Source organism: Anianabacter salinae, from assembly GCF_019061145.1.
In the GTDB taxonomy this organism is placed as follows: Bacteria; Pseudomonadota; Alphaproteobacteria; order Rhodobacterales; family Rhodobacteraceae; genus Anianibacter; species Anianibacter salinarum.
In genome coordinates, this window is the sequence record NZ_JAHQZS010000004.1 from 158,571 (window position 1) to 185,177 (window position 26,607).

Sequence of the window (26,607 nt, forward strand, 5' to 3'; positions counted from 1 at the left end):
AAACGCCCCTTGCATCGCGGGGCCCTTGCCAAGACGCGGATGGCTGGCCTCGGGTTTCCCCGAAGCCAGCCTGTTTTTCGTTGCTCCGGGCACGCGGCCCGGACGCGATCACTTGAGCTCGATTTCGGCGCCAGCCGCTTCGAGCTTTGCCTTGATCTCTTCGGCTTCGGCTTTCGGAGCTTGCTCCTTGACGGCCTTGCCGCCCGCTTCCACGAGATCCTTCGCCTCTTTCAGGCCAAGACCGGTGATCGCGCGCACTTCCTTGATCACGTTGATCTTGTTCGGGCCAGCGGCCTTCAGGATGACGTCGAACTCGGTCTTTTCTTCTTCAGCAGCCGCGCCGGCGTCGCCAGCAGGACCAGCCATCATCACAGCGCCGCCAGCGGCGGGCTCGATGCCGTACTCGTCTTTCAGGATGGTTTTGAGTTCCTGTGCCTCGAGAAGGGTCAGACCCACGATCTCTTCGGCAAGTTTCTTCAGATCAGCCATTTTCACAGTTCCTTAAGATGTGTTCCAACGCAGGGATTACAACCATACGCGGGCTCATTCGTTGATCAGGCCGCTTCGGCCCGCTCCTCGATGGTCGAGAGGATGCTTGCGATGTTCGAAGCAGGCGCGCCGATCGCACCGGCGATGTTCGAAGCGGGTGCCACGATGCAGCCGACGATGGAGGCAATAAGCTCCTCGCGCGACGGCAGTTCGGACACGGCTTTGACACCGGCACGGTCCAGAGCGGATCCAGCCATCGCGCCGCCCAGGATCTCGAACTTCGAGTTGTCCTTGGCATACGCTTCCGCGACCTTGGCAGCTGCCACGGGGTCTTCGGAATAGCTTAGAACCGTCATGCCCGTCAGAAGGTTGGCCAACGAAGCGTTGGGGGTTCCCTCAAGGGCGATCTTGGCAAGCCTGTTCTTGGCAACGCGCACGGCACCGCCCGCGGCACGCATGCGCGCGCGGAGGTCCTGCATCTCCTGAACCGTGAGTCCCGCGTAGTGGGCAACAACCACAACGCCAGAGCTTTCGAAGATCTGGCCGAGTTCCTCGACCACTTTCTCTTTCTGGGCTCTATCCACAGTTTCACTCCAAGTATGGAGGGGTCGCCCCCTCCGGCTCTCATTTCCCCGGACCAGGTCCGGGGTTCGGGTCCGCAATCAGGGTCCCGAGGCCAACATCGCCCGAGGGTTCGCACCCTTCGGAAAATTCAGCTCGTTCCCCATCTCGGGAAGGAATTACAGGACCAGCGGTCCAACCCTCCGTCTCGGACAGGACGGGGCAGCGTGCCGCCCCGCCATTCGCGCCGGGTTGCCCCGGACGCAAATCTTGTTACTCGGCCGCTTGCGCGGTTGCCGAGTTGCCGGTCGCCGACATCACGTCGACGGTCACGCCAGGGCCCATCGTGGACGACAGCGACACCTTCTTCATGTAGGTGCCCTTTGCGCCCGCGGGCTTGGCCTTGAGCACCGCGTCGACGAAGGCGCGGATGTTCTCGGCCAGCTTGGCCGCATCGAACGATGCCTTGCCGACGCCTGCGTGGACCACACCGGCCTTTTCGGCCTTGAACGTGACCTGACCGCCCTTGGCGGCCTTCACGGCCTCGGCGACGTCCATGGTCACGGTGCCGACCTTGGGGTTCGGCATCAGGTTGCGCGGGCCCAGCACTTTGCCCAGACGGCCGACGATCGGCATCATGTCGGGCGTGGCGATGCAGCGATCGAACTCGATCTTGCCGCCTTGCACGGTTTCCATCAGGTCCTCTGCGCCGACGATGTCCGCGCCTGCGGCGGTCGCTTCATCGGCCTTGGCGCCGCGTGCGAACACGGCGACGCGCACGGTCTTGCCAGTGCCGTTGGGCAGGTTGACCGAGCCGCGCACCATCTGGTCCGCGTGGCGCGGATCGACGCCGAGGTTCAGCGAGATCTCGATGGTCTCGTCGAACTTGGTCGCCGAGGCGCCCTTGATAAGGCTGACCGCTTCTTCGATGGTCAGGTTGCTCTTGCCGGCAAAGGCTTCGCGGGCGGCACGGGTGCGTTTTCCGAATTTTGCCATGACGATTATCCCTTCACCTCGATGCCCATCGACTTCGCGGAGCCGAGGATGATCTTCATCGCCTGATCGACGTCATTCGCCGACAGGTCCTTCATCTTGGCTTCGGCGATCTCGCGCAGCTGCTTGCTGGTGACGGTCGCGATGGTCTCGCGGCCCGGCTTGGCCGCGCCCTTCGGACGGTTGCGCTTGCCCACGGGCTTGAGGCCGGCGGCCTTCTTGAGGAAATACGACGCCGGGGGCGTCTTGATGTCCATCGTGAAGGATTTGTCCTGATAGTAGTGGATCAGGGTCGGGCACGGCGCGCCCTCTTCCATGTCCTGCGTCTTGGCGTTGAACGCCTTGCAGAATTCCATGATGTTGATCCCGCGCTGACCCAGTGCCGGGCCAACGGGCGGCGACGGGTTCGCCTTGCCTGCGGGGATCTGCAGCTTCATGCTGCCGATAAGCTTCTTGGCCATATGGCCTCTCCTTCATTCAACACCCGCCCGGATCGCGATCCGGCAGGCTTGCGGTTGACGTGGTCCGGTCCGGGCAACGCGTCGCCCTCGCCTCCCACGTTGAGCACTCAGGCCTGTTTGGCGACCTGCGTGAATTCCAGTTCGACCGGGGTGGCCCGGCCAAAGATCGACACCGTCACCTTGAGGCGCTGGTTGCCGTCGTCCACATCCTCGACCATGCCGTCGAAGCCTTCGAACGGGCCGTCGGTCACGTTCACCTTCTCGCCGATGTCGAACGAGATCAGCGTGCGCGGAGCGGCCTCGCCTTCCTCGACGCGGCCGAGGATCGCCTCGACCTCGTGGTCGCGCATCGGCATCGGGCGGCCTTGCGGGCCAAGGAAGCCGGTGACGCGGTTGATCGACGTGATAAGGTGGTAGCCCTTGTCGGACATCTCCATCCGGACAAGCACGTAGCCCGGCATGAACCGGCGCGGCACGGTGACCTTCTTGCCCCGGCGCACCTCGATCACGTCTTCCTCGGGGACGAGCACTTCTTCGATTTCGTCCTCAAGACCGGCCTCGGCGACCGCGGTCCTGATCTGCTCGGCGATCTTCTTCTCGAAATTCGAGAGAACGCTCACCGAATACCACCGCTTCGCCATACTGCCTTCGCCCTTGTCACGACCAGCCACGAGGGCCAGAAAATTCCGTTATTTCAGCGACGTGCGCCGCACCCAGCCGAACAAAAAGCGGCGCGCAACGAATCGATGCACGCCATTGTCGGGAAGGTGAGGTGCGGCGTAGCCCCCATGCGACTGGAATTCAAGGCCTTATCTTGCCCCGACTCCTGCCTCGACCCTTCGCGCGGCCTTATCCGAAATAGGTCAGAAGCGCCTGAAGGCCCTGACGGATGATGAAATCGACGATGAAGAAGAAGATCGCCGTCAGTGTCGCCAGAACCAGCACCATGGCGGTGGTCAGAAGGACCTCGCGCCGGGTGGGCCAGGTCACCTTGCCGACTTCCGAACGCACCTGCTGCACGAACTGGAGCGGATTTGCCTTGGCCATGTCTGTCATTCCTTGCCGGGATCGCTATCGGCGGGCAGATACGCGCTTTCGCCGCGTGGTTCAAGCGTCAGGGGCGATGCTTGTCGTCGACCTCGCGCTGACGGGCCAGCACGGTTTCGCGATACCCCTCGTTGCCGTCCACCTCGGGCGGGCGCGCGCCCTCTGCCTCGTAGAAGGCGATCAGCGCCTCGACGTTGTCGAACCGGGCGAAGTCGCGCAGCACCGCGTCGGCGATCCAGCGCGTTTCCGACGCCAGCAGGCGCTCTGCCTTCTGGTAGTGATGCACGATCACGCTTGCGCCCTGCGCCTTGGTCAACTCTCCACCCTTGTTCCAAGCGGCATCCAGCACGTTCGGCCGCAACCCCGCGCGGTAGGTCGCCACCGGAAGCGATATCTGGTCGAGCGTGGGATAGATGCCGCGTGCCAGCCGCCGTTCCTCGATCGCAAGGGCGGTGTCGCGCCAGAGCCCCCCGAATTCCGCCCCCTCGTAGATGACGAAGGCGGCCGCGATGGACGGCGGCACATAGGATCCGTTCGGGCGGTGCATCCGGTGGCGCGGCACCTCCATACCGACCGAGGCATAGGCCGCGCGCCAGTCCTCGACGGTCTTGCCCCACATCCACGCGCTGGTGAACCGCCCACCGACCGAGCCCTTGCGGAACGCATCCACCAGCCGCGCCGGGCGCAGCATCATCATGTCGGTGTCCAGCAGCAACGTCAGCGGCGCCTCGCGCGGTGCGGCGCAGGCATACAGCTTATTGCCCTGCGGATAGGGCACTGCAAAGCCGGGGTCGATCGGCGAGAGCGCCACGCCGTGCCTCTCGAAGAACGCCAGCGTGTGCGGGTGCAACTGGTCGATCAGGCCGCGACGGCAATAGGCATGGATCGCGATGTCGTCATAGGCAAATGCCAGCAGCGACGAGACCAGCAGCACGCCCGACCATTCATAGCGCCCCGGCTCGACCATGATGACGATGCCGAGGTCTGGGGCACCGCCTGGCGGGTGCGGGGTCAGGGTGGTCGGCATGCTCGCTCCGCGCGGTGGGTTGGGTCGCGGCGATCCTATGACGGCGACCAGAGCGGCGGCAATGGCCCGCAGGGAAAGCCGGGGCGATGCGCACCGCCCCGGCCAGTCTCAAGTTGCCTTGCCATCAGCCGCGGCTCGGAAAGATCCCGTAGAGCGCGATGATGTAGTTGATCGCGATGTAGGGCTGCAGGTTGTAATGCGCCTGGTTTCCACCGGTCGTCTGAACCGACTGCGACGCCATCGTCCGGTCGTCTGCCGCGACCACCTCCGCATAGATCGGGTTGGCCGGCAGCGCGAGCATGTTGCCCTGCGCGCTGGTCGAGTCCGCTGCCGACGTTTCCGCATGGAAACTGTGATTGTGCATCGGCATCTGGTTGGCCAGAAGCGTCACGTATTCGGTGCCGCCCTTTTCCCCTTCCTGGTACATCGACAGGCCCGGTCCCTGGCGCGGGCCAAGCGGCGCGCGTCCCCGCAGGTCCGGCAGGGCGAAGGTCGTGACGCCGTCGCCGCCGTAGGTGGTCCCCAGAATGCTGTAGAGCGCAGTGTTCTGGCTGATCGGTATCAACTGACCGTCGCAGTACGCCCAGTTTCTCGGGGCGAAGTTTCCCGCGAACAGCAGAACTTCTCCGATAAATGGTTCCATTGGATATCGTCCTTTTCTGCGTTCGGATCAGCTGCGCGACGGATAGATGCCCTGCACGGCGATGATGTAGTTGATCGCGAGATAGGGTTGGCGGTTCTCGTGCGCTTGCGAGCCGCCGGTCATGCCGATCGACTGCGTTGCCATGACACGGTCGTTCTGCGGCTGGACGGCCGCATAGATCGGCTCGGCCGGAAGGGCCAGCATCTTGTCCTGCGGGTTCTTCTGGTCGGCTGCGGCAGTTTCAGCATGCAGCGTGTGGGTGTGCGACGGCATTTCGATGGCAGTCAGCGTCACATGTTCGATGCCGCCCTTCTGGCCTTCGCGGTAGTCGGACAGGCCCGGACCGTGGCGCGGGCCGATCGGAACGCGCCCGCGCAGGTCGGGCAGGGCAAAGGTCGTGACGCCATCGCCGCCGTAAGTGGTTCCGAGCAGGCTGAAAAGAGCACTGTAGGTCGAGATCGGCAGAAGCTGCCCATCACAGAACATCCATCCGCGCGGCGCGAAATTGCCGCCAAAAATCATTACGGTAGCCATCAACGGTTCCATGGTCTCATCCCTCTTGAAGCGTGTCCAATAACGGCAGCTTAACCAGAGGATGAATGGCGACCTACGAAAACAATTTACCTAACGTAAATAAAACCCTTGCGGGTGCCGAGCTGCACGATTCGCGTCATGGCAGTGCGTTGCGCGATGAAGTTACGCGAAGAAATGGAAGGTTTGGCCGTGGCAGGGGCAGAAGGACTCGAACCCTCGACCCTCGGTTTTGGAGACCGATGCTCTACCAACTGAGCTATACCCCTACGGCCAGCGCCGGGAGTATGACAGGCGGCGACGGGAATCAAGTAGGCTTTTGCCGCCGCGACGGGACATGCTAGGCGAACCGGATGAGTGACCTTCCCGATCTGTCCGATGCGCCGTGGCGCGACATCCCCTGGCGCCTTCTGGGCGACGCCCGCGGCGTGCCGACGATGCTGTCCCCGCAGGAACGCCGCGCCTACCTGTGGCTGGCGGAACACTGGGCGCGCGGCGCGGGCTGTGTCGTCGATCTGGGGTGTTTCGCCGGGGGGTCCACCGCACATCTCGCCGAGGGCCAGCGCCGCGACGGGCGCAGCGGCAGGATCCACGCCTATGACCGCTTCACCATCAGCGATCCCTTGAAGGAAAAGTTCCTCTACCCCGCCGGGATCGCACCATACGAGGGCGATGACCTCTTGGATGCCGCCCGGCAGATCCTTGCCCCCTGGGCCGGTCTGGTCGACCTGCACCCCGGCGCCATCGAGGACCAGACCTGGACCGGCGAGGCCATCGAGATGCTTGTCATGGATGCCTCCAAGGCGGCGCACACGATGGATGCGATGGCCGCGACGTTCTTTCCGGCGCTGATCCCGGGCGGATCGCTGATCGTCCAGCAGGATTTCCTGCACTGGAAGACGCCTTGGGTCGCTGTCCAGATGGCGCGCATGGCCGACTGGGTGTCCCCTGCCGGACATGCAGAGCGCGACACGATGATCTTCCACGTTGACCGTCCGCTCGATGCCGCCGCCATAGACGCCGGTCGCTGCGCCGACCTGACGGACGCCGAGATGCGCGCTGCGCTTCTGGACATGCGCGCCCGCCTTGACGGGTTCGGTGTCGAGGACCGGATGGATGCGCTTGTGCGCGCGGTCGAATTGAACGCAGGCGAGCGCATCGCCTGGAAGATGAAGACCGCGCCCTGACCTAACCGAACGCTTCCAGCGCCGAGATGTCCGCGTCCATGATCTCCTGTTGCCGCGCGACGATTACATCGGTCGGCCAGTCCCACCACGCGACACGCAGCAACCGCGCCACATCCGCCTTGGGGAACCGCAGGCGCAGCACCCGGCCGGGGTTGCCGACGACGATGGCATAGTCGGGCACCTCGCCTCCGACGACGGCCTGCGCGCCGAGGATGGCCCCGTTGCCGATCCGCGCGCCGGGCAGGATCGTCGCGCCGGTCCCGATCCAGCAGTCATGCCCGATGACGGTGTCCGCGCCCGTGGGCGCGGCCCCTGCATACTCGGCCATGCGGTCCGGCGTGAAGATCGGGAACGGAAACGACGAGATACCGTCATATCGGTGATTGGCCGACGAGGTCACGCAGGTGGCGCCCTGGGCGATCTGGCAGAATCGCCCGATGCGCAGCCGCTCGGGCGCGCCGGGATACAGGAACGGCGCCAGCAGCGCCGCCCAGTCGGAACAGCCGCCCGGACGCGACATGTAGCTGTAGTCGCCGATTTCGATGTTGGGGTGGTCGATCACCGCGTTCAGGAACACGGTGTCGGTATGCACGGTGCCGTCCGGCAACGTGATGGGGTGCCGCGTCGCAGCAGCAGGAAACGCATGGGGCATGGAGGCCTCGCCTGATCTGAGGTTCTGGACTTGTCGAACGGGTCAGTCGGCGTGCTGGTCCATGTCACTCTCCATCGGTTGCGGCGCCTCGCTACCGCAGGTGCGCCTCAAAGCCAACGCAAGGCGCGCAGGATCAGCACCTGTATGACCACGATGACACACAAGAGGCCCGAAAACACCCAGAACGCGGGCGGCCAGTTGGCACCGGGCATCCCGGCGACGTTGATCCCCATCAGGCCGGTCAGGACCCCCAGCGGCAGGAAGATCGCCGAAATCATCGACAGCACATAGAGGTTCCGGTTCAGCCGGTCCGACAGCGCCGTGGTCAACTCGTCCTGCACCACCACCAGCCGCTCGCGCTGGCTTTCGACTTCCTCCACGGCGCGCACCAGCCGGTCATGCGCCTCGGACAGGCGTAGCCGGTCGTCATCATGCAGGACATCGACGTGATAGCCCGACAGCGCCAGAACCGCGTCGCGCTGTGGCACGAGATAGCGGCGCACGTCGACCAACTCGCCCCGCGTGTCGGTGATGCTGGCCCGCAAGGCCCGGTCCGGCTCGCGCAGGACGTCCTCTTCCAGCCGGTCCGACGTGGCGCCAAGCTGACCGATATAGTCGTCGAAGCGTTCGTTCAGCCCATCGATCAGGTCCGCCAGAAGCGCGCCCGAGGTTTCCGGTCCCTCGCCCGCCATCACCCGCGCAGCCAGCGCGTCGACGCTTTTCAGGCGCCGCCTGCTCAGCGAGATCACGCGCCCCTCCTGCAGCCACAGCCGAACGGAAATCATGTCCTCCGGCTCGGCGCCGGGGTTGAGGTTCACACCGCGCAGGATCACCAGAACCCCGTCGCCGCGCATCACGGCACGGGGCCGCGTCTCGTCCTCGACCAGCGCCTCGCGCACGGGCTGGGGAAGATAGCCAAGGTGCGTGTCGATCCAGATGTCGGTGTCCGGGTTTTCCCAGTCCATATGGACCCAGGCAGGCGCAGGGGCATACAGCGCCGCCGCGATCTCGTCCGATCCGGCAAGCGGCTTGCCGCGATCCTCGCCGGACAGCGGGGCGGCGAAATGGATGCAGTCGGGCATGGCGTCTTCCTTGCAGGTCCTGAACGGCACAAGACCCGGCCCGGTTCCCCGGCGCAAGGTGCCCCCTGATGCAAGACAGGGCCCCGAAGGGCCCTGTTGCTGTCACTGTGCAGGAACCGGACGGGTTGCCGGTCCGGCGCTTACTCGACGATCTTGAACACCACGCCTGCGCCGACGGTGCGGCCGCCTTCGCGGATCGCGAAGCGCAGTTTCTCTTCCATCGCGATCGGCGCGATCAGTTCAACCGTGAACGACACGTTGTCGCCCGGCATCACCATCTCGGTGCCCTCGGCCAGCGTCACCGTCCCGGTCACGTCCGTCGTGCGGAAGTAGAACTGCGGGCGGTAGTTGGCGAAGAACGGCGTGTGACGGCCACCCTCTTCCTTCGTCAGGATGTACGCCTCGGCCTCGAACTTGGTGTGCGGGTTCACCGAACCCGGCTTGCAGATCACCTGGCCGCGCTCCACGCCCTCGCGGTCGATGCCGCGCAGCAGAAGACCCACGTTGTCGCCCGCCTCGCCGCGGTCCAGCAGCTTGCGGAACATCTCGACGCCGGTGCAGGTCGTCTTCTTGTTCTTGTTCAGGCCGACGATCTCCATTTCCTCGCCGACCTTGATCACGCCGCGCTCGATCCGGCCCGTCGCAACCGTGCCGCGACCCGAGATCGAGAACACGCCCTCGACCGGCATCAGGAACGGCTGGTCCACGGGGCGCTCGGGCGTCGGGATGTACTCGTCGACCGCCGCCATCAGCGCACGGATCGCGTTCTCGCCGATCTCGGCCTCGGTGCCGTTCATCGCGTGCAGCGCCGAGCCCTTGATGATCGGGATGTCGTCGCCGGGGAACTCGTACGAGGACAGAAGCTCGCGGATTTCCATCTCGACAAGCTCGAGCAGCTCTTCGTCGTCGACCTGGTCGACCTTGTTCATGAACACGACCATCGCCGGAACGCCGACCTGCTTGGCCAGCAGGATGTGCTCGCGCGTCTGCGGCATCGGGCCGTCGGCGGCGTTCACCACCAGGATCGCGCCGTCCATCTGGGCGGCACCGGTGATCATGTTCTTCACGTAGTCGGCGTGGCCGGGGCAGTCGACGTGCGCGTAGTGGCGGTTCTCGGTCTCGTACTCGACATGCGCCGTCGAGATCGTGATCCCGCGCGCTTTCTCTTCCGGCGCGCCGTCGATCTGGTCATACGCACGGAATTCGCCAAAATACTTCGTGATCGCTGCCGTCAGCGTCGTCTTGCCGTGGTCGACGTGGCCAATCGTGCCGACGTTGACGTGCGGTTTGTTACGTTCAAACTTACCCTTTGCCATGGTCGAGGCGCCTCGTTGGTTGGGGGGCCTCAGGCGGCCCTGTTCAACATCGCGCGCTCGCTATCCGCTGGGGCGGGGAAAATCAAGCGTCAGTTGAAGGCGACGACCTCCTCGGGCGGCGGCGGCGCGCCGAACCATTCGCGGTTCTCGATCAGCCACTTGAGCACCGCGTCTGCGGCCTGCTCGGACAGATCGTCCATCTGTTCCTTCTTGGTCTTGGTCAGGCCGGTGTTGACCAGAACCGAGTCGACCGAGGCGGTCTCGTACACGATCAGCCGCTCCGGCTTTTCGTTGATCTTGCGCTGCGCCGCGTCGTCCCAGACCGTCACGCCGACCTGCAAAAGCGAGCGCGGGTTGAACAGCACCGGGATGCCGCCCGCGTTCAGTGCGTAGCCGTCGATGCTGATGCCGATGTGATAGAACTTGCCGCCCTTGTAGCCCGCCAGACGCTCGGCCACCGCCGAGCTCAGCGCGTCCTGCCATTCCTTTTCGGTCGCCACGCGCGAAATCGGGCCGATCGAGGGATCGCGCGCCGTCACCACGTTGAAGGCCAGTTCGAAATTGCCAAGCTCGGGCGCTTCGGCGGGGCGCTGCACCGGCGCCTGGACGCATCCGGCCACCAGCGCGACCAGAAGAACGAACAGCGCGGCGGGGCGAAAGGGAACGGTGAGGCGGGGCATCGGCGGGTGTCTCCCAGAACAAGGCGTTGCCTGTGCCTAGCCCAGCGCGGCCCGCGACGCAATTCAAGGCCGTGTCAGTCCCCCGGCGTGATGCAGATACGCTGCAACGCCTGCCAGTCCGCTTCGCCCAGCGCGGGGCGGTAAACCTCGGCGCGATCCGCATCGGCGGCACGGGCGGCGGCGATGCGGTCGCCAAGCCCCGGATGCGCCAGGAAATGCCGGATCACGCCCGGCTCCTCTCCGGATCGGTCGCGCAGCCGCTCGAACATGTCGGCCAGCGCCCCCGGCGGAATGCCTGCCCGTGCCAGCGTGCCGTGGGCAAAGGCATCGGCGGCGCTTTCCGCCTCTTGCGAATAGCTCGCCTGGATCAGCCGTTCGGTCAGGAACAGCACCACCGTGCCGCCAGCGAAATCTCCGAACAGCAGGCCCAGAACGCCCAGCGAGCCCGCGGTGCGCAGCGCGGTGCGGGTGGGATCGCGGTTCACCACATGGCCGATCTCGTGCGCCAGCACGGCGGCGACCTCGTCGGGATGTTCCGCCGCGTCGATCAGACCCCGAAACAGCACGATCTGGCCGCCGGGCAACGCGAAGGCATTGACGAGTTCGTTGTCCAGCACATCGACCTGCACCGGATAGGGCAGATCGGTCTGCGCGATCAGCCGTGCCGTCATCTCGTCCAGCGCACGCCGCCCCTCGGGCGTCTCGCAGATCCCGACGGCAGAGCCGTCACCGATCGCGTCGCGGATCTGGCCCAGCGTGCTTTGGCCGAGCGCAACCTCGCCCTCGGGGGGCAGATAGGTCGCCAGCTGGTTGGCCATCTGCGGCACCAGCACCAGGATGATGAGCGCAACAGACGCCACCGCCCCGACCGCCCAAAGCGCGATCCGCCCCAGTCCGCGCCGGGGCGGCGCCCGGTCAAGGTTGCGGCAGCGGGCAGCGATCAGACGGCACGCCTCGGGCTCGGACACGACGACACGGGCCAGCGGGTCGGACGGGTGGGTCAGGACGATCTGGCCCTGCCCTGCCTGATCCGGCAGGCGGCGCACCTCTTCAAGCGGCCAGGCCTTTTCCGCCGCTCCCTGAACCGCAAGGCGCAACATGGGAACCGGCCCGTCCTCGATCCGTGCCGCGATCTCGGGCGCGCGCGCGGCGTGGCCATCCAGCCAGACCGCCCGGAAATCGTGCGGTTGCGCCCCGGTGCCGACATGGATCAGCGTCATATCGCGGCCCCCAGGTCCAGGGCCTCGGCCAGCCCCTCGGCGCGCTCCATCTCATCGCGGGCGCGCTGGCCGATGGGCAGGATCGCGTCGGCGCCATGGATCGTCAGCGTCTCGGCATAGTGGCGCCAGATCGGCAGGCGCAGGAAGACATGCGCCAGGACGCCGTAGGTCAGGAAGACCGAGAAATAGGCCGCGACGCCCAGCAGCACGGCGGCCCAACGCGGGATCGCCTCGATGATCTCGTTCGGCGACATGGCCGCGAACGAGCCGGACGCCGCCGTCAGGGCGCCAAGCACCACGGCGAACAGCGTCAGCAATGCGGCATAGGCCAGCGCGATCAGCATCCAGCCGACCGCGTAGATGCGCAGCACGCGCCATACGCGCGGCCGCGCCTCGAACCGGACCGGACCGCCAGTCTTGGCGTTGGTCAGGCGGCGAAAGGCATGCACGTTCCAGTGCGCAAGACCGTAGAGCGTGAGCGGCACCGTAACGAACAGTCCCAGCAGCAAGGGCAGTCCACCGCCCGCCGCCGCCAACCCCAAGAGCGCCGTTCCCGCCACCCCTGCGACAAGCGGCAGGAACGGGCGGATCAGCATCGTCCAGCGCCCGCCCTGCACCAGCGGCTGCGTGCCGAAATAGGTCCGGTCGGTGCGATACTTCTCAAGCCAGAAGGTCTTGCGCGGCCAGTAGAGGCCCAGTGTCAGAAGCGTCAAAAGCCAGTGCCACAGCGCGCGCAGGGCATACCCCCAAGCCCCGGGTTCCACCCCGAAGCGAATGCCGCGCCAGCGGGTGCGAGCCAGCACATAGCGGCGGGCGCGATAGCGGGCGTAGAAGATGACCGGGATCACCCCGACAAAGGACAGCGCGTAGGCGGTGACATTGCCGTGCAGGATCGCAAAGCTGGCGAACATCAGGATCAGGTTCACGATGCCGATGTAGAACGCCAGAAACACCACCGCGATCAGGAAGCCCAGCAGCTTTTCCAGCGGCATCCCGGCATATTCGAGCGGCAGGCCACCTGGGCGGATCGACGACCAGTAGTAGCGGCGCAGCCGCGTCTTCATCCAGAACCGGTAGATCCCCAGCGTCAGGATCGTCAGCACGGCCGTGCGCAGCGCAAGGCCGAACAGCGGCCCGCGTCTGCCAGCGAAATCGGTGTGAAGCGTCGCCGTATCCATCGCGCGCAGGTTAGGCGGGGCGACACGGTCGCGCTACTGCCTGAATGACGCGGGCGCGGCGCTTGTGGCCGCGCCGCACCGTCAGGTAAAGCGGTTGTCCCTCGGGAAGCCGCGCGGCGCCATCCGGCCCGCGCTGGCGCGCTTGCCGATCCATTCGTCAAGGTCGGTCTCGGTGCGGGTGCGCCCTGCGGGGTCTTTCCAGGACAACCCGGCGCCCAGCGCGAAGGTGATCGCATCGGACATGCCGCCGTCCTTGTATTTCTGCAGCCGCACGCCCTTGCCCTTGGCCATCTCGGGCAACTCGTCCAGCGGGAACACCAGAACCTTGCGATTGTCTCCGACGACCGCGACGTGATCGCCTGCCACCGCAGAACACACCCTTGCCCGCACATCGCCGCGCACGGTCAGCACCTGCTTGCCCGCGCGTGTCTGCGCCACGACCTCGTCCTCGGGCACGACGAATCCGTCGCCCGCACTCGACGCGACCAGCAGCCGCGCGCGGGGGCGGTGAATGCGCAGCGTGACGATCTCGGCCTCGTTCGGCAGATCGACCATCAGGCGCAGCGGCTCGCCCATGCCGCGCCCGCCGGGCAGGTTGGCGGCGGACAAGGTGTAGAACCGCCCGTTCGATCCGAAGACGAGGATCTTGTCGGTGGTCTGGGCGTGGAACAGGAACCGCCCCTCGTCCCCGTCCTTGAATTTCAACTCGCTGTCGAGCGCGATGTGGCCCTTCATCGCCCGGATCCAGCCCATCGACGAGCAGACCACGGTGATCGGCTCCTTCTCGATCATCGCTTCCAGCGGCACATCGGCCACCTCGGTCGCCTCGGCGAACTGGGTGCGCCGCGCGCCGAATTCCGAGGTCTTGCCGAACTGCTTGCGGGTCTCGCGCAGCTCTTCGGCGATGCGTTTCCATTGCAGGCCCTCGTCGCCCAGCAGATCCTCCAGCCCGGCGCGTTCCTCCAGCAGGCGGTCACGCTCGGCCACAAGCTCCAGCTCTTCAAGGCGGCGCAGGGACCGCAGCCGCATGTTGAGGATCGCCTCGGCCTGCATGTCCGACAGGTCGCGGTCGGCAAAGCGCAGCGGCGGATCGCCCGCAAGATAAGTGCCCGTGGTGTCGGGCTGCGGCGTGACCTTTGCCAGATCGACGCCGATCAGCGGCGAGACATAATCGGCCTCGGACGTGGCGCGGCGCTGGCCCGACTGATGCTCTTTCGACCAATCCTCGTACATCATCGCGATCTTGGGATCGTCGTCGTAGCGGATGATGTCGATCACGCGGTCGAGGTTCAGGAAGGCGACGATCAGCCCCTCCAGCACCTCAAGCCGGTGGTCGATCTTGCCCAGACGGTGGCGCGACCGGCGCCTGAGCACGTCCTGCCGGTGGTCGAGGAAGGCGCGCAGCACCTCTTTCAGCGAACAGACCTTCGGCGTGCGTCCGTCGATCAGCACGTTCATGTTCAGCGAGAACCGGATTTCGAGGTCCGAGTTGCGGAACAGCGTGCTCATCAGCACATCGGCATCCACGGTGCGCGCGCGCGGCTCCAGCACGAGGCGCACATCGTCGGCGCTCTCGTCGCGCACGTCGGCGAGGATCGGCACCTTCTTGGTCTGGATCAGTTCAGCCAGCTTTTCGATCAGCTTGGACTTCTGCACCTGATAGGGAATTTCGGTGACGACGATCTGCCACTGCCCCCGGCCCAGATCCTCGATTTCCCACTTGGCGCGCAGGCGGAACGACCCGCGCCCGGTCCGGTAGGCTTCGGTGATCTGTGCGGGCGGCTCGACGATCACGCCGCCGGTGGGGAAATCGGGGCCGGGCACATGCTCGATCAGGGTCTCATCGGCGGCGTTGGGGTGCTTGATGAGATGCAGCGCCGCGCCGATCAACTCGTCGATGTTGTGCGGCGGAATGTTGGTGGCCATGCCCACGGCGATGCCGGACGACCCGTTCGCCAGAAGGTTCGGGAACCGCGCAGGCAGCACGACAGGCTCGGTCAGCGTGCCGTCATAATTCTCGCGGAAATCGACGGCGTCCTCGTTCAGACCTTCCAGCAGCGCCTCGGCCACGGCGGTCAGCCGGGCCTCGGTGTAGCGACTGGCGGCGGGATTGTCGCCGTCGATGTTGCCGAAATTGCCCTGCCCGTCGACCAGCGGATAGCGGACGTTGAAATCCTGCGCGAGTCGCGCCATCGCGTCGTAGATCGCGCTGTCGCCGTGCGGGTGATAGTTGCCCATCACGTCGCCCGAAATCTTCGCCGACTTGCGGAAGGCGCTGGTGGCCGACAGGCGCAATTCGCGCATGGCGAACAGGATACGGCGGTGCACCGGCTTCAACCCGTCGCGCGCGTCGGGCAGCGCCCGGTGCATGATCGTCGACAGTGCATAGGTCAGATACCGCTCGCCGATGGCCCGGGACAGGGATTCGGTCGGCTGGCGGTCGTCGGTGAGATCGTCTTCGGGCTGGTCGGTCATGATCCGGTCTTAGCGCCCGTTGATTCCCGTCACAAGGAACCAACCGAACATCCGCGCCGTTGACCGGACGTGAAATGGACGCGCGCGCCGTGCGCGCCACACTGCCGGGAAGGAAAACGGATGACCCGCCTCAGCGTGCTTCTTGGAACAGCCCTCTTTGCAGCGATGCTGATGGCGTCCGACCGCCCCGGCGGCGGGATCGACGCCGCCGCAGACAGTGCCCTGCGGTCCGGGCTGATCGGCATGTCACCCTGACGCCGATGCTCACTGGCGAGACGCACAACGGAAACTTCTAGGTCGGCACTCCTTTCAACCCTAAGGTGAACACACCTCACCCTGGCAATTGAGAGGAGACACAGATGACACGGTTTCAGATCGGGTCCGCGCTTTGCGGCTCACTGCTGCTTGCGCAGCCCGCGCTTGCACAGAATTTCAAGTACGAGTTTGAAGTCGGCTTCCCGGACTTCAACGTCACTGCCGCCGATCCCGCCTATCGAGGCCCGGTATTCGTGCTGTCCGACAGCTATCCCTCCGAGGAACCCGCGCTCGATTCGGATGTCAGCGCCATCCTCGGCATGGATTTCGAGAATGACCCGAACGGCTGGGCGCTGTCGGTGCGCGACTACATCTTCAAGGGCAACATCCACGGCGGCGATGTCGAGGACGATTTCGTCCTGCAAGCCAACAGCGCCGGGATCGACTGGTATCACGCACCCTGGCAGCATTGGGGCGAGACCGGGCGCGAAGCCTACCACGGCCTGACCCGCGAAGGCCCGCTGTCCGCCGAGGTCCTGGCCCCCAGCCAGAGCGACGCAAGCTTTGCCTATGCCGTCGGCTTCTACAACGCGCCGGGCGGCTTTGCCTTCGGCCAGGTCTGGCCCTCTGCCAACGCGGGGCCGAACCTCGACTATTTCATCGAGAACGGCAATTTCCCGGACGGCACCATCGTCGGCAAGTTCCTGTTCACCGTTCTGGACGAGGCGCAGGTGCCGTATTTGCAGAACCCGCTGCAGTGGAAGGCCTACATGTATGACTGCGACGTGCCGTCCACGGGCCAGACCTGCCCGTCCGACATGTCCACCGCCACGCGGTCCACGCAGATGGTCAACCTTCTGCAGATGGACATCATGGTGAAGGACCCGCGCGCCACCGATGCGGCAGGATGGGTGTTCGGCACCTTCGTCTACAACGGCGGCCTGCCCGCCGATTCGCCGTATCACGAAGGCTGCAAGGACTTCGGCGCGGGCATGAACTGGTGCAACCTGATGCCGGTCGGCGTGATGTGGGGCAACGACCCGGACGTGCGCATGTCCTTCGTCAACGACAAGCCCACCGAGACGGTCATCAACGCCGATCTCACCCAGACCTGGATCAACCCCGACAGCGCGATGCCCGCGATGCACCTTGGCTTCAATTCGCGCCTGAACGGCCCGGCGGACAACCCGGCCTCAAGCTGCATGTCGTGCCATTCCACGTCGCAGCAGCCTGCGGTTTCTCCGATCCTCGCCTTCCTAGCGCCGAACAACCCGACGCCGCCCAACGGGACCGAAGCCAGCGACCGCTGGATGCGCTGGTTCCGCAACTTCGAGGAAGGCGAGACGTTCGATCCCGACACCATCTCGCTCGACTTTTCCTTGCAGATGTCCAAGGCGATCCAGAACTACCTGGAGTTCATCGGCGAGACGCAGCAGGGCGGATTTGCCATCGACCAGTGGGACGGCCAGAACGCCGTGCGCCGAAACGCGCCCAGCCAGTAGCCGCCCCGCGATCAAGGCCCCACGCCGGGCCTTGATCCTTTCGCCGCCATGCGTCACGCGGGGCGCATGGCGCGCTCGATCCTCATCACCGGCTGTTCGTCCGGCATCGGCCATGACGCCGCGACGACCCTGCACCGGCGGGGCTGGCAGGTCTTTGCGAGTTGCCGCAAGCCCGAGGATGTGGACCGCCTGCGCGCCGAGGGCCTGACCGCGCTGCGTCTCGATTACGAAGACGAGGCGTCGATCCATGCCGCTTTGGCCGAGGTGCTGACAGCGACCGGCGGCACGCTGGACGCGCTGTTCAACAACGGCGCCTATGCGGTCCCTGCCGCCGTCGAGGATGTCCCCACCGACGCTCTGCGCGCCATATTCGAGGCGAACCTGTTCGGCTGGCACACCCTGACACGCGCCGTCCTGCCGATCATGCGCGCGCAGGGGCACGGCCGCATCGTCAATTGTTCCTCCGTGCTTGGCCTTGTCGCCGCGAAATGGCGCGGCGCCTATGTCGCCACCAAGTTCGCGCTGGAGGGTCTGACAGACACCCTGCGGATGGAGATGGCCGATACCGGCATCGACGTGATCCTGATCGAGCCCGGCCCCATCGGCACAGCCTTCCGCCGCAACGCGGCACTCCAGTTCGAGCGTTGGATCGACTGGCAGGGGTCGGCCCGCGCGACCCAATACCGCGACAGCCTGATCCCGCGCCTTCAGGCCCAAGGCGCCAAGGACCGGTTCGAGATGCCGCCCTCCGCCGTCACCGCGAAACTGATCGCCGCGCTTGACGCGCCGCGCCCCCGCGCACGCTATTTCGTGACCACCCCGACCCATATCGCCAACGTCCTGCGCCGCGTCCTGCCCACGCGGCTGCTTGACCGGGCGCTTGGGCGCGCCTGATGGACGCATTCGCTTTTTTGATGCACACCTCTACATCCCGCCCCTGACGTTCATTCCGAGGCCCCGATGTTCCAAGACCCGCTGTTTCTTATCGTCGTCGTCGCAACGCTTGCCGTGCTGGTCATCCTGATGATCGGCATCGGGGGCTTCGCGAAGGGCGGGGATTTCAACCGCAAGCATGCGAACCGCATCATGCGGTATCGCATCTATGCGCAGGCCGTGGCGATCGTGGTGATCCTCGGCTTCGTCTTTTTCCGCCGCATGGGAGGCTAGGGCATGGTCGTTCTGTCGAAAATCTACACCAAGACCGGGGATGACGGCGAAACCGCGCTGGGCAACGGCGCGCGGGTCGCCAAGCATTCGATGCGCGTGACCGCCTATGGCACCGTCGACGAATTGAACGCCACGGTCGGGCTGGCCCGGCTGCAGGCGGGTGAAGAGATGGACGCGCAACTTTCGCGCATCCAGAACGACCTGTTCGACCTGGGCGCCGACCTGTGCCGCCCTGACATGTACAAGGACGCGGACGCCGAATACCCGCCGCTGCGGGTGATCGAAAGCCAGGTGGACCGGCTGGAATCCGAGATCGACGCGATGAACGGCACGCTGCAGCCGCTGCGCAGCTTCGTGCTGCCCGCAGGCACCCCGCTGGCCGCGCATCTGCACCTGTGCCGCACCGTCGCGCGCCGGGCCGAACGCCACACGGTCGAGCTGGCCACGATGGAAGAGGCGAACCCGATGGCGGTGAAATACCTCAACCGCCTGTCCGACTGGTTCTTCGTCGCCAGCCGCTACGCCAACCACACCGCCGGGGGTGACGTGCTTTGGATTCCAGGCGCCAACCGCTGAGCGCAGCGAAGCGGCGGGGCGTCGCCTGATAGCGCCACCATCGGCGAAACGCGGCGTCCCTGCACCATGACGTGACGATTTTGCCCTGTCAGTCATGCGCTTGAGCCGCTAACTCTCCGGTGGAGCATTCAGTGGCCCTGCCAGTTCCGCAGGGTATCTAAAGGGAGAAACGCGCCATGAAGGTCCTCGTGCCTGTCAAACGCGTGATCGACTACAACGTGAAGGTCCGTGTCAAATCGGACGGCAGCGGTGTCGATCTCGCCAACGTCAAGATGTCGATGAACCCGTTCGACGAGATCGCCTGCGAAGAGGCGATTCGCCTCAAGGAGGCCGGAAAGGCCGACGAGGTCATCGCGGTGTCGATCGGCGTCAAGCAGGCGCAGGAAACCCTGCGCACCGCGCTGGCGATGGGCGCCGACCGTGCGATCCTCGTGATTGCCGCCGACGACGTGCACCAGGACATCGAGCCCTTGGCGGTCGCCAAGATCCTCAAGGCGGTGATCGACGAGGAACAGCCGGGCCTCGTGCTGGCCGGCAAGCAGGCCATCGACAACGACATGAACGCCACCGGCCAGATGCTGGCCGCGCTTCTGGGCTGGTCGCAGGCGACCTTCGCCTCGAAGCTGGACATCGACGGCGATCACGCCACCGTCACACGCGAGGTCGACGGCGGCCTGCAGACGATCAAGGTCAAGATGCCCGCCATCGTGACCGTCGATCTGCGCCTGAACGAGCCGCGCTATGCGTCGCTGCCGAACATCATGAAGGCGAAGAAGAAGCCTCTCGATGAAAAGACCGCCGCCGACTACGGCGTGGATGTCAGCCCGCGCCTCGAGGTCGTCAAGACGACCGAACCCGAGGCGCGCAAGGCGGGCGAAATCGTGGGCTCGGTGGACGAGCTTGTGGCGAAACTCAAGGAAGCGGGGGCTGTCTGATGGCTGTTCTTCTACTGGGTGAAGTGAACGCGGGCGAATTGTCGATGGACGCCACCGCCAAGGCCGTCGCCGCGGTGAAATCGCTGGGCGACGTGACGGTTCTTTGCGCCGGGGCCTCGGCCAAGAAGGCGGCGGAAGACGCGGCCACCATCGACGGCGTGACCAAGGTGCTCTGCGCCGAGGATGCGTCGCTCGATCACCGGCTGGCCGAACCGACGGCGGCGCTTCTGGTGTCGCTGGCCGGAGACTATGACCACATCGCCGCGCCCGCGACCACGGACGCCAAGAACATCCTGCCGCGCGTCGCCGCGCTTCTGGATGTCATGGTCATCACCGACATTTCGGCCGTCGTCGACGCCGACACCTTCGAGCGTCCGATCTACGCGGGCAATGCCGTGCAGACGGTGAAATCGAAGGACGCCAAGAAGGTCTTCTCGATCCGCACGTCGTCGTTCGAGCTTGCGGGCACCGGCAACTCGGCGCCAGTCGAGACGATCTCGGCAGCGGACAATCCGGCGCTGTCGGAATGGATCGAGGACAAGCTGGCCGAAAGCGACCGGCCCGACCTGACGTCTGCGGGTATCGTTGTCTCGGGCGGCCGCGGTGTCGGCTCCGAGGACAATTTCGAGCTGATCGAGAAACTCGCCGACAAGCTGGGCGCCGCCGTCGGCGCGTCCCGTGCGGCGGTCGATTCGGGCTACGCGCCGAACGACTGGCAGGTCGGCCAGACCGGCAAGGTCGTGGCACCGGACCTCTATATCGCGGTCGGCATCTCGGGCGCGATCCAGCACCTTGCGGGGATGAAGGACAGCAAGATCATCGTCGCGATCAACAAGGACGAAGAGGCGCCGATCTTCCAGGTCGCCGACTACGGCCTTGTCGCCGACCTGTTCACGGCCCTGCCGGAGCTGACCGAAAAGCTGTGATCCATTCCAGCACATGACCTGCGGCCCGCCGGCAACGGCGGGCCGTTCGCGTTTCAGCGCGTTCCTGACAGAAGATCACCCAAGACGGCGGCCGCGCGGGCATGGACGCAGGTGCCCAGCATCTCCTCTGCTGCCGCCGCATCCTCGGGGCCGAACATCAGACCGTCCTTGCCGTCCCCGATCTCGCCCGGCGTCGCCACGATCTCGACCAGCGCATCCGCGCCTTCCGCGACCGCATCGACCATGGCCCGGGTCACGAACAGCGGCTCCGATGGGGCGGCAAGATCCTGCCCTGCGGCATCCGGCGCATGGCGGGACATCCACAACAGGATCACCCGCCCGCCGACCCGTTCGATCAGGGTTCGCATGCGTGCGATCCAGGCGTCCTGCAGTTCCTGCTGCACCATGAAGAACTTGGCCTCCGACGCCTCTCGCAGGCGGGTCAGCATGTGCCGCGTGAAATGGAACTCGGTATAGTCGATCTCGGGATAGATCGTCTGCAGCAGCGGCGAGGCATGCAGGAACCTGTCGTTCCGGCGCGGATGCACGGCGTAGAACCGGTTGGAGTTGAGATGCGCGCCCGACACCTCGATCACCGTCACCGCGCCCTTGCGCGCGATTTCCAGCAGGCTTTCATCGCGCAGGTACAGGTCGATACCGGCATTCAGGCAGCCAAGGTTCACGCTGCGCAGCGCCAGCGCATCCTCGACCAGCGCCGGGAACGGGCGCGGCACGAAGCGCCCGTAGGTTTCCGTCCCGCCGAGATAGCTCGCGTAGGGCGCGATCAGGCGGCGGCGCGGCCCCCGGAACAGCACCTTGGATTGTCCGTAGAGACACGGCAGATAGTCGAGGCCGCTGCGGCCCGGCGTCTGGTCGGTCATTGCCCACCACCCCTTGATTTCAGTTCACCCGCGATCACCCTTTCAGCGGCGGGTTAGCGCAGCGCTAACGGGCCAATTCGCGTCGAATGCGCTGGATCATTCGCGCTTGCACCGCTCTCGGGCCGGGGCATAAGGTCCGGCGACGAGCGAACGAGGGTGACCATGGAGATTTCCACGATCGGCGTGATCGGCGCGGGGCAGATGGGCAACGGGATCGCTCATGTGATGGCGCTTGCCGGGTATGACGTGATCCTGAACGACATCGGGCAGGACGCGCTGGACAAGGCGCTGGTGACGGTCACCGGCAACCTCGACCGGCAGGTGTCGCGCGGCAAGATTTCCGAGGCGGACAAGGACGCGGCGATGGCCCGCATCCGCACCACCCTGTCCCTGCCCGACGTGGGTGCCGCCGACCTGGTGATCGAGGCCGCGACCGAGCGCGAGACGGTCAAGCAGGCGATCTTCGAAGACTTGCTGCCGCACCTCAAACCACACACGATCCTGACCTCGAACACGTCGTCCATTTCGATCACACGGCTGGCAAGCCGCACCGACCGGCCGGAAAAGTTCATGGGGTTCCACTTCATGAACCCGGTGCCGGTGATGCAGCTGGTCGAGCTGATCCGCGGCATCGCCACCAGCGAAGAGACCTTCAAGGCCTGTCATGCGGTCGTCGAGAAGATCGGCAAGACCGCCGCCTCGGCCGAGGATTTCCCCGCTTTCATCGTGAACCGCATCCTGATGCCGATGATAAACGAGGCGGTATATACGCTCTACGAAGGCGTCGGCAGCGTGAAGTCCATCGACGAGTCGATGAAGCTGGGCGCCAACCACCCGATGGGTCCGCTGGAACTGGCCGATTTCATCGGACTAGACACCTGCCTTGCGATCATGAACGTGCTGCACGACGGGTTGGCCGACACCAAGTATCGCCCCTGCCCCCTGCTCACGAAATACGTCGAGGCCGGGTGGCTGGGCCGCAAGACCGACCGCGGATTTTACGACTATCGTGGAGAGACGCCGGTTCCGACACGCTAAGCGGACCGCGGCGCAATCGCGAGGGCGCTACATCCCCTCGCCAAAGCGATCGGCCACCAGCGCGGCGATGGCGTCGGCCAGCCGTTCGGCATCGGGGCCGCTGGTTTCCACCTCGATCGTGGTTCCCTTGGACCCCGCAAGCATCAGCAGCCCCATGATGCTGTCGCCCGACGCGTCCAGCCCGTCCTTGCGGATCGTCGCGCGGGCATCATGCGCCTCGACCACCTCGACCAGCTTGGCCGAGGCGCGGGCATGAAGGCCCTTCTCGTTCACGATCTTCAGGGTGCGCAGGACGGTCTCGGTCATCGGCTATTCCGCGGCCCGTGGGCCGGCGAAGCAATCGATATACTTGCGTCCTGCGATCAGCGCGGAATTCACCGCGTCCGGCACGGCAAGGTGCCGCGACTTGGCCAACTTGATGAGCATCGGAAGATTGGCGCCATAGACGATCTGCCGGTTTTCCGGCTCGCAGGCGCGCAGCGACAGGTTCGAGGGCGATCCGCCGAACATGTCTGTCACGACCACAACGCCGCTTCCGCCGTCGACACTGTCGGCGGCAGCGCAGATCTCGCTCTGCTTCAGGCCACGGTCATGGTCCGCCTCGATCGCAATCGCGCGGATACCGTTCTGCTTTCCGACGACATGCTCAACAGCGGCCAGATATTCCTGGGCAAGCCCGCCATGGGCGACGATGACGATACCGATCAAATCCTCACCCCAGCTCCGAGCGCGGCGATGATCGGTCGCGCCGCTCGAGTTCACGATGCCTTATAGAAACGCCCCATCCCGCCAATGCAAGCGCCTTTGCCAGTCGTTCCGCAACGGCGACCGACCTGTGTTGCCCCCCGGTGCAGCCCAGCCCGATGGAAAGGTGCGACTTCCCCTCGTCCCGGTAGGCCGGCAAGAGCGACACCACCAGATCTGCCACCTTGTCGAAGAACGGCTCGAACCGGTCGTCCCCTGCGATATAGTCGTGCACCTCGGCGGCGCGTCCGTCCAGCGGACGCAATGCCGCGTCCCAGTGCGGATTGCGCAGAAACCGGCAGTCAAACACCATGTCCATGCCGCGCGGGATGCCGCGCTTGAACGAGAAGGATTGCACCGACACCGCCAGCCGCGCGTCCGGCGCGGTATCGAACCAGCGCGTCACCTCGTCGCGCAAATCGTGCGGCGACAAGTCGGACGTGTCGATCAGGACATGGGCCTGCGCACGCACGGGCGCCAGCATCTCGACCTCACGCTCGATCCCGACGATGGGCGAATCGTCCTGCGCCATCGGATGCCGCCTGCGCGTCTCGGAATAGCGGCGGGCCAGCACATCGGCGCGGCAGTCGATATACAGGACCTCGGCATTGTAGGCCGGATCGCTGGACAGCGAGCGGATCAGGTCAAGCATCCCGTCGACCGAGAAGTCGCGGTTGCGGGTGTCCAAGCCCAGCGCCATCGGCTTGCCCAGCGGCGGCCCGGCCAATAGGCGTGGCAGCAGCGAGAACGGCAGGTTGTCGATCGCCTCGTATCCCAGGTCTTCCAGCACGTTGACAGCCGTCGACCGTCCGGCGCCCGATGGCCCGGTGACCAGCACGATCCGGTGCTCTTCCACGCTGCGCGCGGTCTGGGGCTGTAGGGTGAGGTTCATGTCTCGGCTTCTCCGAGCCTTAGATATTGCAGCAACGCAGCCGGGAAGACAGGGCTCTCGATCTTGTGAAAGAGCCGCAGGGGGTGGCCAAGCACGTCTTTCGTCCGAGGCGGAGGAAGGCGCTGCCGCTCGACGCTGTCAAGATCGACATAGGCGACGGGGTGCGCTTGGTCGGTGACGGTTGCATTCAGGATACCCAAGCCGCGCACCTCGATCCAGCCCGCAATGGCGGTGGGCGCGCGCACGACGAGTGCGCCGTTCTCGACATCCACCTTCGTGCGGTCGTCCGCCACCAGCGCGCAGCCGCGTGAGATCAACTCGAGCGCGAGGCTGGACTTGCCGCTGCCTGACGCGCCCGCAAGGATCAGCGCGCGGCCATCCAGCGCGACGGTGGTGGCATGGAGGATGAGGCTGTTCATCGCCCCACCCTGCCCCCGCTAGACCGGCAAGCCCACGACGAAGCGGGCGCCCAGCGGCTGCGACGTCACGTCCGCGTCGGTCGGGCGGATGTTCTCGGCCCAGATCACCCCGCCATGCGCCTCGACGATCTGCTTCGAGATCGCAAGGCCAAGCCCCGAGTTGTTGCCGAACTGGCCTTCGGGACGCTCGGAATAGAAGCGGTTGAAGATCTTGGTCAGCGCCTGTTCGGGGATGCCCGGCCCGGTATCCTCGACCACGATCAGCACCCGGTTCTCGCGCCAGCGCGCCCAGACCCGGATCGCATCCCCGTCCTCGCAGAACGAAATCGCGTTCGAGATCAGGTTGACGAACACCTGCGCCAGCCGCGCCTCGAGTCCCTGGATCACGATGGGATCGCCGGGCATGTCGGTGATGAAGTCGACGCCTTTCCCGCGCGCCTCGTTGCCGAGGTAATCAGTCAGATTGCGCAGCATCTTGAGAAGATCGAAGGCTTCCTCGTCTTCCTTGACCAGTTCGCTGTCGAGCCGCGATGCGTTCGAGATGTCGCTGACCAGCCGGTCGAGGCGCTGGATGTCATGCTCGATGACTTCCAGCAGGCGTTCGCGGTGGTCGTCGCGCTTGGTCATGCGCAGGGTACCGATGGCCGAGCGCAGGCTGGCCAGCGGGTTCTTGATCTCGTGCGCGACATCGGCCGCGAATTGTTCGTTCGCGTCGATCCGGTCGTAAAGCGCCGCCACCATCCCGCGAAGTGCGCCCGACAGGCGACCGATCTCGTCAGGGCGGCCCGACAGGTCGGGGATGCGGATGCGCCCCGTCGACTTGCGGCCGGAATTGCGGTCGCGGCCCATTTCGGCGGCAGCGGCAAGATCGGCCAGCGGGTTGGCGATGGTCGAGGCCAGAACAAGGCTCAGGCCGATGGAGACGAGGATCGCGATGACGAACATCTGCAACACCTGCTCGCGCTCGGCACGCACCAGCGCGTCGATCTCGCCAGCCTCGGTGTTCAGGCCCAGCACGGCCACCGGCACACCGCCCGACAGGATCGGCGTCGCCACGGCAAAGATCGTGTCCGAGCGTTCATCCTGCCCGCTGACAGACCGCGTCTGCCCTTCGAGAGAGGCCGCGACAAGCGGCGACAGCAGGTCGGGCGCGACCGGCACGGCGCGGTCGTCTTGCGGCACGATCAGGCCATAAAGCGATTTCCACATGCCCGTCAGGAAGTCGGTGATGAGGGTCGAGCGCGGCTCTTCGCCGATGCCTTCCAGCCCGGCGACGGGCTGACGGGCGACTGCGGACGAGTCGGCGATCATCTCGCCCTCGGGGCCGAAGATCCTGATCCCCACGCCGGGCGGCAGAGTCATCGCGGCGATGGCATCCTCGGCGGTCGCAGCGTCCAGCGCCGCGCTGCCGCCGCCCGCCAGCCGCGCCTCGACGATGTCGGCCATCAGTTGCGCGTCGATCACCAGCGACCGCTCGCTTTGCGCGACAAGGCTCTGGCGGGCGGGGCTGAGATACAGAACGCCCGCGACAAGCACGATCATCGCCAGCAGGTTGAAGGTGATGATCTTGCGGGCCAGCGGCGAGCGATTGACGTTGAGAACCTTGCGCTCACGCTTGGAGCGCATCGCGGCGTCGGCCTGACCGGGCAGCGTCACCCAGTCCTCACCAAGGACCAGGTCCGCATCGCGTTCACGCCGAGAGTGATCCTCGGGCATCGTGATATCCGCCG

31 protein-coding genes and 1 tRNA gene are annotated in these 26,607 nt (G+C 65.6%); 9 read left to right on the top strand and 23 right to left on the bottom strand.

Features of this window, described 5'->3' with window-relative positions; translation table 11 throughout:
• Positions 1–108: 108 nt before the first annotated feature.
• The 10 genes from rplL to KTJ87_RS12320 form a co-directional block, all read right to left on the bottom strand.
• Positions 109–489, bottom strand: coding sequence for a 50S ribosomal protein L7/L12 (rplL, locus tag KTJ87_RS12275; protein ID WP_267139415.1), 381 nt, complete (start codon positions 487–489; stop codon positions 109–111).
• 65 nt (positions 490–554) lie between these two features.
• Positions 555–1,073 carry a 50S ribosomal protein L10 gene (gene rplJ / locus KTJ87_RS12280; protein ID WP_267139416.1) on the bottom strand — a complete coding sequence of 173 codons (519 nt, stop codon included), beginning with the start codon at positions 1,071–1,073 and terminating at the stop codon, positions 555–557.
• 250 nt (positions 1,074–1,323) lie between these two features.
• Positions 1,324–2,046, bottom strand: a complete 723-nt coding sequence (rplA, locus tag KTJ87_RS12285; protein WP_267139417.1) for a 50S ribosomal protein L1 — start codon at positions 2,044–2,046, stop codon at positions 1,324–1,326.
• A gap of 5 nt (positions 2,047–2,051) precedes the next feature.
• Positions 2,052–2,504 carry a 50S ribosomal protein L11 gene (gene rplK / locus KTJ87_RS12290; RefSeq protein WP_267139418.1) on the bottom strand — a complete coding sequence of 151 codons (453 nt, stop codon included), beginning with the start codon at positions 2,502–2,504 and terminating at the stop codon, positions 2,052–2,054.
• 107 nt (positions 2,505–2,611) lie between these two features.
• Entirely contained in the window at positions 2,612–3,145 is a 534-nt protein-coding gene (nusG, locus tag KTJ87_RS12295; RefSeq protein WP_267139419.1) for a transcription termination/antitermination protein NusG, read from the bottom strand.
• A 208-nt stretch (positions 3,146–3,353) separates the two neighbouring features.
• Positions 3,354–3,551: a preprotein translocase subunit SecE gene (secE, locus tag KTJ87_RS12300; RefSeq protein ID WP_267139420.1), complete on the bottom strand. Its 198-nt coding sequence runs from the start codon at positions 3,549–3,551 to the stop codon at positions 3,354–3,356.
• Positions 3,552–3,618: 67 nt separating this feature from the next.
• Complete coding sequence (locus tag KTJ87_RS12305; RefSeq protein WP_267139421.1) at positions 3,619–4,578, bottom strand: hypothetical protein; 960 nt, start codon at positions 4,576–4,578, stop codon at positions 3,619–3,621.
• Positions 4,579–4,702: 124 nt separating this feature from the next.
• On the bottom strand, positions 4,703–5,221 hold the full coding sequence (locus tag KTJ87_RS12310; protein ID WP_267139422.1) for a phage tail protein: 519 nt from the start codon (positions 5,219–5,221) through the stop codon (positions 4,703–4,705).
• Between the two features lie 27 nt (positions 5,222–5,248).
• Entirely contained in the window at positions 5,249–5,755 is a 507-nt protein-coding gene (locus KTJ87_RS12315) for a phage tail protein (RefSeq protein ID WP_267139423.1), read from the bottom strand.
• A 190-nt stretch (positions 5,756–5,945) separates the two neighbouring features.
• Positions 5,946–6,021: transfer RNA gene (locus tag KTJ87_RS12320), tRNA-Trp, on the bottom strand.
• Positions 6,022–6,105: 84 nt separating this feature from the next.
• Here KTJ87_RS12320 and KTJ87_RS12325 point away from each other — a divergent pair.
• The gene (locus KTJ87_RS12325; protein ID WP_267139424.1) at positions 6,106–6,939 is read left to right on the top strand and encodes a class I SAM-dependent methyltransferase; all 834 of its coding nucleotides are present in this window, start codon (positions 6,106–6,108) and stop codon (positions 6,937–6,939) included.
• Position 6,940: 1 nt separating this feature from the next.
• Here the strand turns inward: KTJ87_RS12325 and KTJ87_RS12330 are convergent, their stop codons facing one another.
• The 7 genes from KTJ87_RS12330 to KTJ87_RS12360 all read right to left on the bottom strand — a co-directional run bounded on the left by KTJ87_RS12330 (position 6,941) and on the right by KTJ87_RS12360 (position 15,542).
• A complete protein-coding gene (locus KTJ87_RS12330) occupies positions 6,941–7,591 on the bottom strand; it encodes a CatB-related O-acetyltransferase (RefSeq protein WP_267139425.1) in 651 nt (216 codons plus the stop codon).
• A 107-nt stretch (positions 7,592–7,698) separates the two neighbouring features.
• Positions 7,699–8,673 (bottom strand): zinc transporter ZntB, encoded by a 975-nt coding sequence (locus KTJ87_RS12335; protein ID WP_267139426.1) that lies wholly within the window; start codon positions 8,671–8,673, stop codon positions 7,699–7,701.
• Between the two features lie 140 nt (positions 8,674–8,813).
• Positions 8,814–9,989 carry an elongation factor Tu gene (tuf, locus tag KTJ87_RS12340; RefSeq protein WP_267139427.1) on the bottom strand — a complete coding sequence of 392 codons (1,176 nt, stop codon included), beginning with the start codon at positions 9,987–9,989 and terminating at the stop codon, positions 8,814–8,816.
• An 89-nt stretch (positions 9,990–10,078) separates the two neighbouring features.
• On the bottom strand, positions 10,079–10,669 hold the full coding sequence (locus tag KTJ87_RS12345) for a hypothetical protein (protein ID WP_267139428.1): 591 nt from the start codon (positions 10,667–10,669) through the stop codon (positions 10,079–10,081).
• A 74-nt stretch (positions 10,670–10,743) separates the two neighbouring features.
• A complete protein-coding gene (locus KTJ87_RS12350; protein WP_267139429.1) occupies positions 10,744–11,889 on the bottom strand; it encodes a M48 family metallopeptidase in 1,146 nt (381 codons plus the stop codon).
• Positions 11,886–13,067 (bottom strand): DUF898 family protein, encoded by a 1,182-nt coding sequence (locus tag KTJ87_RS12355; RefSeq protein WP_267139430.1) that lies wholly within the window; start codon positions 13,065–13,067, stop codon positions 11,886–11,888. Before KTJ87_RS12355 ends, KTJ87_RS12350 begins: the two co-directional genes overlap by 4 nt.
• Before the next feature lie 81 nt (positions 13,068–13,148).
• On the bottom strand, positions 13,149–15,542 hold the full coding sequence (locus tag KTJ87_RS12360; protein WP_267139431.1) for a DNA topoisomerase IV subunit A: 2,394 nt from the start codon (positions 15,540–15,542) through the stop codon (positions 13,149–13,151).
• Positions 15,543–15,662: 120 nt separating this feature from the next.
• On the opposite strand from KTJ87_RS12360, the gene KTJ87_RS12365 reads away from it, so the two are divergent.
• From KTJ87_RS12365 to KTJ87_RS12395, 7 genes are all read left to right on the top strand, one after another.
• Positions 15,663–15,797 (top strand): hypothetical protein, encoded by a 135-nt coding sequence (locus KTJ87_RS12365; RefSeq protein WP_267139432.1) that lies wholly within the window; start codon positions 15,663–15,665, stop codon positions 15,795–15,797.
• 104 nt (positions 15,798–15,901) lie between these two features.
• On the top strand, positions 15,902–17,299 hold the full coding sequence (locus tag KTJ87_RS12370) for a hypothetical protein (protein ID WP_267139433.1): 1,398 nt from the start codon (positions 15,902–15,904) through the stop codon (positions 17,297–17,299).
• A gap of 66 nt (positions 17,300–17,365) precedes the next feature.
• Positions 17,366–18,193, top strand: coding sequence for an SDR family oxidoreductase (locus KTJ87_RS12375; protein ID WP_267139434.1), 828 nt, complete (start codon positions 17,366–17,368; stop codon positions 18,191–18,193).
• A 66-nt stretch (positions 18,194–18,259) separates the two neighbouring features.
• Positions 18,260–18,466: a twin transmembrane helix small protein gene (locus KTJ87_RS12380; protein ID WP_267139435.1), complete on the top strand. Its 207-nt coding sequence runs from the start codon at positions 18,260–18,262 to the stop codon at positions 18,464–18,466.
• Between the two features lie 3 nt (positions 18,467–18,469).
• Positions 18,470–19,042: a cob(I)yrinic acid a,c-diamide adenosyltransferase gene (locus KTJ87_RS12385; protein WP_267139436.1), complete on the top strand. Its 573-nt coding sequence runs from the start codon at positions 18,470–18,472 to the stop codon at positions 19,040–19,042.
• Between the two features lie 176 nt (positions 19,043–19,218).
• The gene (locus tag KTJ87_RS12390; protein WP_267139437.1) at positions 19,219–19,977 is read left to right on the top strand and encodes an electron transfer flavoprotein subunit beta/FixA family protein; all 759 of its coding nucleotides are present in this window, start codon (positions 19,219–19,221) and stop codon (positions 19,975–19,977) included.
• Positions 19,977–20,903 (top strand): electron transfer flavoprotein subunit alpha/FixB family protein, encoded by a 927-nt coding sequence (locus KTJ87_RS12395; RefSeq protein WP_267139438.1) that lies wholly within the window; start codon positions 19,977–19,979, stop codon positions 20,901–20,903. The genes KTJ87_RS12390 and KTJ87_RS12395 overlap by 1 nt, the downstream gene beginning before the upstream one ends.
• Before the next feature lie 53 nt (positions 20,904–20,956).
• Here the strand turns inward: KTJ87_RS12395 and KTJ87_RS12400 are convergent, their stop codons facing one another.
• Positions 20,957–21,784 (bottom strand): DUF6473 family protein, encoded by an 828-nt coding sequence (locus KTJ87_RS12400; protein ID WP_267139439.1) that lies wholly within the window; start codon positions 21,782–21,784, stop codon positions 20,957–20,959.
• Positions 21,785–21,946: 162 nt separating this feature from the next.
• On the opposite strand from KTJ87_RS12400, the gene KTJ87_RS12405 reads away from it, so the two are divergent.
• On the top strand, positions 21,947–22,822 hold the full coding sequence (locus tag KTJ87_RS12405) for a 3-hydroxybutyryl-CoA dehydrogenase (protein WP_267139440.1): 876 nt from the start codon (positions 21,947–21,949) through the stop codon (positions 22,820–22,822).
• 27 nt (positions 22,823–22,849) lie between these two features.
• Here KTJ87_RS12405 and KTJ87_RS12410 read toward each other — a convergent pair whose 3' ends face one another.
• From KTJ87_RS12410 to KTJ87_RS12430, 5 genes are read right to left on the bottom strand one after another with little or no spacing between them, the layout of a single operon-like run.
• Positions 22,850–23,128, bottom strand: coding sequence for an HPr family phosphocarrier protein (locus KTJ87_RS12410; RefSeq protein ID WP_267139441.1), 279 nt, complete (start codon positions 23,126–23,128; stop codon positions 22,850–22,852).
• A gap of 3 nt (positions 23,129–23,131) precedes the next feature.
• Positions 23,132–23,530: a PTS sugar transporter subunit IIA gene (locus KTJ87_RS12415; RefSeq protein ID WP_267139442.1), complete on the bottom strand. Its 399-nt coding sequence runs from the start codon at positions 23,528–23,530 to the stop codon at positions 23,132–23,134.
• 4 nt (positions 23,531–23,534) lie between these two features.
• The gene (rapZ, locus tag KTJ87_RS12420; protein ID WP_267139443.1) at positions 23,535–24,458 is read right to left on the bottom strand and encodes an RNase adapter RapZ; all 924 of its coding nucleotides are present in this window, start codon (positions 24,456–24,458) and stop codon (positions 23,535–23,537) included.
• The gene (locus KTJ87_RS12425; RefSeq protein ID WP_267139444.1) at positions 24,455–24,877 is read right to left on the bottom strand and encodes an HPr kinase/phosphorylase; all 423 of its coding nucleotides are present in this window, start codon (positions 24,875–24,877) and stop codon (positions 24,455–24,457) included. The genes rapZ and KTJ87_RS12425 overlap by 4 nt, the downstream gene beginning before the upstream one ends.
• An 18-nt stretch (positions 24,878–24,895) precedes the next feature.
• Complete coding sequence (locus tag KTJ87_RS12430; protein WP_407650494.1) at positions 24,896–26,593, bottom strand: sensor N-terminal transmembrane domain-containing protein; 1,698 nt, start codon at positions 26,591–26,593, stop codon at positions 24,896–24,898.
• Positions 26,594–26,607 lie beyond the last annotated feature (14 nt).